The following is a 298-nucleotide window of genomic DNA, read 5'->3' on the forward strand; positions in this document are numbered from 1 at the left end:
GTCACCACCCAGCTGCTTCGCCAGGGATTTGGTAAAGGCGACGATGGCCGCTTTGGTCTGCGCATAGTCGAGCAGAATATCGCTGGGTTTAAACGCCTGTACGGACGAGGTATTAATAATGGACGCACCGCGTGGCAGATATTCCAGCGCCGCTTTGGTGATCCAGAACATCGCATAAACGTTGGTTTTAAACGTTGCGTCAAAATCTTCCGTACTCAGGGTCCGGATGGACTCATTAAATTGCTGACGACCGGCGTTATTAACCAGAATATCCAGGCCACCTAATTTATCGGCTGCC

At 51.0% G+C, this 298-nt stretch carries 1 protein-coding gene; it reads right to left on the minus strand.

The genetic code is table 11. The features are described from left to right. Positions 1 to 298 (minus strand): SDR family NAD(P)-dependent oxidoreductase (locus tag SB756_RS29195; protein WP_410913023.1); only part of this gene is annotated, 298 nt, incomplete at both ends.

The sequence above is a fragment of the Pseudomonas sp. SIMBA_068 genome (assembly GCF_046534705.1).
GTDB classification, from domain to species: Bacteria; Pseudomonadota; Gammaproteobacteria; order Pseudomonadales; family Pseudomonadaceae; genus Aquipseudomonas; species Aquipseudomonas putida.